Origin of the sequence: Sulfuricurvum sp., from assembly GCF_049305995.1 — a bacterium.
Lineage (GTDB): Bacteria > Campylobacterota > Campylobacteria > Campylobacterales > Sulfurimonadaceae > Sulfuricurvum.
Map to the genome: position 1 here is coordinate 1 of NZ_JBAQPS010000025.1, position 4,940 is coordinate 4,940.

The 4,940-nt window shown below is 43.8% G+C and carries 1 protein-coding gene and 1 pseudogene; both read right to left on the minus strand.

From position 1 onward, the window contains the following. Window positions 1-266, minus strand: a pseudogene (locus WA010_RS00805) (glutamate synthase small subunit); the annotation flags it as partial. Window positions 267-271: 5 nt separating this feature from the next. Beyond that, complete coding sequence (gltB, locus tag WA010_RS00810; RefSeq protein ID WP_422555278.1) at window positions 272-4,705, minus strand: glutamate synthase large subunit; 4,434 nt, start codon at window positions 4,703-4,705, stop codon at window positions 272-274. Window positions 4,706-4,940 lie beyond the last annotated feature (235 nt).

Below are 4,940 nucleotides of genomic sequence, written 5' to 3' on the forward strand. Positions count from 1 at the left end.
ACTTCAGGAAACGGTGATGGCTCATTGGAAAGATTAAAAGCAAATTTTAGATCTTTTTCGGCAACCGCTTTGAGCCATTGCGGGATATAGTTGTGTAACGGACATTTGTTCAAACAAAACGGATCACCGCATTGAATACAACGCTCACTTTGAGGCGTTGCATCACTCGGAGTCATCGGCTCATAAATCTCACTAAAATCTTTTAAACGCTGTAAAACATGACGTTTTGACGGATCAAGACGTTCAATAGTTAAAAATTCTCTCATATTTCTTAGTCCCCTTTATCAGGATTGAGTGGCAATTTGGTTAAGTTTTTCGGGCGAACGAGCCAGAAATTTCGGATTTCAACACGGAAATTTTTGAGCAGTTCTTGTGCCATTTCACTCTCAGTTTCAGCAACATACTCTTTTAATAATCGTTTGAGATAGTGGCGTGCTTCATCACCGTCATCCGTATCGATACGCAATGCATCAATCAACTCACGGTTAACATTTTCAACAAAACTATGATCTTGATCATATACAAACGCAAATCCGCCCGTCATCCCAGCACCGAAGTTAATACCTGTTTTACCGAGGATCACGACAACCCCGCCGGTCATGTATTCGCACGCATTGTCTCCAGTCCCTTCGACAACTGCCATAGCACCTGAATTACGAACCGCGAAACGCTCACCGACTGAGCCGGAAATAAAGAGTTTACCGCCTGTTGCGCCGTAAAGACAGGTATTTCCGCCTGCAGCAAACAATTCACCTTGGTTTTGAGAACGGATGACAATTTTACCGCCGTGCATCCCTTTACCGATATAATCGTTCGCAACACCCTCAAGACGGATAGAGACACCGTTGATCAAGAAAGCACCCAAAGCCTGTCCCGCAATCCCTTTAAGATTGATTTTGATCGTGTTTTCTTTAAGACCTGCATCTCCGTAGTATTGTGCTATTTCTCCGCTGATACGGGCACCGAAACTACGGTTTAGATTACAAATATCACGTACAATTTTAACCGGACGCTCCGGTGTTTTAATGGCATCCATTGCTTCAGCAAGTACATCTTGCTCAAATTCATTCAAATCAAACGGTTCATTGCTCGGTGATTGACAGGTATTAACCCCCTCTTCACGATGCAATACAGAACTAAAATCGAATTTTTTCGCAAATTCGGTATCGATTACGCTTAGTAAATCGCTGCGTCCAACCAACTCTTCCATCGTTTTATAGCCCAGTTGTGCCATGATGCGCCGAACATCTTCAGCCAAATAGGTGAAGTAGTTGATCAATTGCTCAACCGTTCCCGTAAAATACTCGCTTCGGAGTTTTTCATTTTGGGTTGCCACCCCGACAGAACATTTATTGACATGACAAATACGGAGCATTTTACATCCGATGATGGTGAGTGCTCCCGTACCGAAAGCGTAACTCTCAGCACCTAACAATGCCGCTTTTACGATGTCTTGGCCTGTTTTGAGTCCACCATCGGTTTGAACGTGAACGAGTCCTCGAAGATTGTTTACTTTAAGGGCATTATGCGCTTCAGAGAGTCCGAGTTCCCATGGATTCCCTGCAAATTTGATCGATGTGAGCGGTGCTGCACCCGTACCGCCATCTCCGCCGGAGATGATGATTTTATCGGCATATGCTTTCGCAACACCTGCCGCGATCGTACCGACACCCGCTGAAGATACGAGTTTAACGGCAACTTTCGCATTTGGATTGACCTGCTTCATATCGAAAATGAGCTGTGCCAAATCTTCGATCGAATAAATATCATGGTGCGGCGGAGGGGAGATCAATGTCACACCCGGCATCGTATAGCGTAAGCGTGCGATGAGACCGCTTACTTTGTGACCCGGAAGCTGTCCACCCTCACCCGGTTTTGCCCCTTGGGCTACTTTGATCTGAATCTCTTCAGCTGAGCGGAGATACGCCGGAGTGACCCCGAAACGTCCCGATGCAACCTGTTTGATTTTGGAATTTTTGAGGGTTCCGAAACGTGCCGCATCTTCACCGCCTTCTCCTGAGTTACTTTGTGCACCGATAGTATTCATTGCCACTGCAATACACTCATGTGCTTCAGGAGAGATAGAACCCAGAGACATTGCAGCCGAAGCGAAACGTTTAAAGATTTTTTCTTTAGACTCTACTTCAGAGATATCGATAGGGGAACGGTCTGATTTAAACTCGAAGAAATCACGGATAAACTTTTGCCCACGGCCGTTGACCAAGCTACTCAGTTTATCGAAATCTTCTCGTTTGCCCGTTTTAGAAACACGGTGGATTGCATGGATCACATCCGGGTTAAAATCGTGGTGCTCTTGTCCGTTGTAGAATTTATAATATCCACCGATTTTGAGTGGGAAAATGCGGTTAAATCCACCTACCTCGAACGCCTCTTTATGGTTGCGATCCAAACGTGCATCGATATCTTCATACGTAAGCCCCGGAATCATCACATGTGATTCTCCAAAACATTCATGAACAATCTCTTTGCTCAAACCGATAACGTCAAAAAGTCCTGAGTTACGGTATGACGCGATGGTCGCGATCCCCATCTTTGACATAATTTTCAATAGTCCCGCATTGAGGGCATGATGAACCGCTTTAAAAGCTTCCGAACAATTGACATCCGCAACACTGCTCTCTGCACGCGCAGCTACAGTAGCAAAAAGGAGAGTCGGATAAACCGCACTTGCACCATACGCGATCAAGGTTGCCGCACCGTGTGAATCGATCACCTCAGAGGTGCATGCTACAATCGAAGCTAAATGACGAATTTTCGCATCCAATAACGCACGGCTAATACGTCCCACCGCCATTGCCATCGGGATTGCTTTGTGATCTTTATCAAAACCGCTGTCATCAAGAATAACGATACGGATACCCTCTTCGCGTACCGATTTGATCACTTTATCTACCAACGCTTCAAGAGCCGGTTTTAAGCTACCGCTGTAGGCGGTTGAAAACTCTTGATTACTGTAGAATGATTGATAGCGCGGTGATTTTTTATCCCCGAACGATTTGAGCACTTCGAGTTTTTCACGAATAATGATCGGTGAAATTGCTTTTAGACGATTCGCATGGGATGGAATTTCATCAAGGATATTATGAGTCTCACCAAACCCTGTGTTCAAACTCATCACTACTTTTTCACGAATCGGATCAATCGGAGGGTTGGTAACTTGCGCAAAACGTTGTTTGAAATAATCCGAAAAATGACGCTGTACATTGCTGAATGCAGCTAGCGGTGTATCATCTCCCATCGATCCGACCGCCTCTTTGCCATCACGCATCATCGGTTCAATCACTTGTTCAACTACCTCTTGGGTAATATTGAAATAGCGTTGGCGTTCTACTAGATCGGAAGGGTCATACTCACAGCGAGTAATGTATTGTTCTTCCACATGCTCTTGGAGATAGATCATATGATCATTGAGCCATTTCATATATGGATTAGAGGATTTTAGATATTGGTTGATATCTTCGTCTTTAAGTACTTTCCCAAATTTCAAATCCAAACCGATCATTTGACCCGACTGTAAACGTCCGCGTTCTTTGATCTGATCTTCACTTATGTCGATAACCCCGTATTCACTCGCGATTAAGAGGGTATCATCGTTAGTGATGATGTATTTAGATGGGCGAAGACCGTTGCGATCGAGTACGCATCCGATATAGCGACCGTCAGTCAAAGAGAATGCCGCAGGGCCATCCCATGCTTCGAAAACGGTCGAGTGGTATTCATAAAATGCACGAAGCTGTGGATCCATATGAGGAGCATTTTGCCACGGCGCAGGGATAACGGCGCGTGCCGCTTTGAAAAAATCCATACCGTTGATGATCAAAAACTCGAAAAAGTTATCGGCACTCGCACTGTCTGAACCGCCCGGCTGGAGGATTGGAAGGAGGCGTGCAATCTCTTCATCGGTGAACACTTCACTTTTGATTGATTCGGATTTAACCGCGACGTTAAAACGGTTTGCTTCGACCGAGTTTATCTCACCGTTGTGGGCAACCGCACGAAACGGTTGAGCCAAACGCCATTTAGGAAGGGTATTGGTCGAGAAACGTTGGTGGAAAAGGGCAAAAGAGATTTTAAAATTTTCATTTTGTAAATCGGTATAAAATTCTTTGATATGCGTCGGCATAATCAAACCTTTATACGACACGACACGAGCCGACATAGAAGCGATGTAAAAATCGCTATCCTCTACGAGAGCGTGTTCAATCTCTTTACGGCTCAAATAAAGCAACGCATCAAAACGTTGGGATGCCATAAGAGAATTAGGGGTAATAAAAATATGATGAATTTCCGGTAACGAGGCAAGTGCCTGCTCCCCTAACGCATTAGTATCGACCGAAACAACACGATCTAAAACCACTTTAAGGTCATTGTCATTACAAATTTTTTCAAAACACTCTAAATTTGACGCATTACGGGTAAAAACCACCGCAACAGCGTACATTTCAGGAAGTTCTACCCCAGATTCTTGTGCAGTCAAACGCATAAACTCATGCGGAAGTGACAAAAGCAATCCGCTTCCATCACCCGTTTTACCATCAGCAGCAACCGCTCCTCGGTGCATCATTCTCTCAAGCGCAGTAATCGCGTTTTCCAAATTTTTATGCGAAGGACGGTTTTTGATATTTGCTATCAAACCAAATCCGCAGTTATCTTTAAATGATCGTAATAGGTCTTGGTATTCCACTCTAATCGTCACCTTTCACCAGAAAATTTCGGCAAATTGTTATTTTTTAATCTCTTTTTAAACATAAGTAGTTTAAAGGGAGATGAAATTTTCTTATTTTAACGATAACAAGGTTAAACAAGGTTAAAATAATGGATAATTTTTGATCATTTAGAAAAAAATGTGTAGAGTAGAGCCAAAACATGCAGGGATTCATTATCAAACTCACACGAGTACGTGAAGAAGATATGATTGT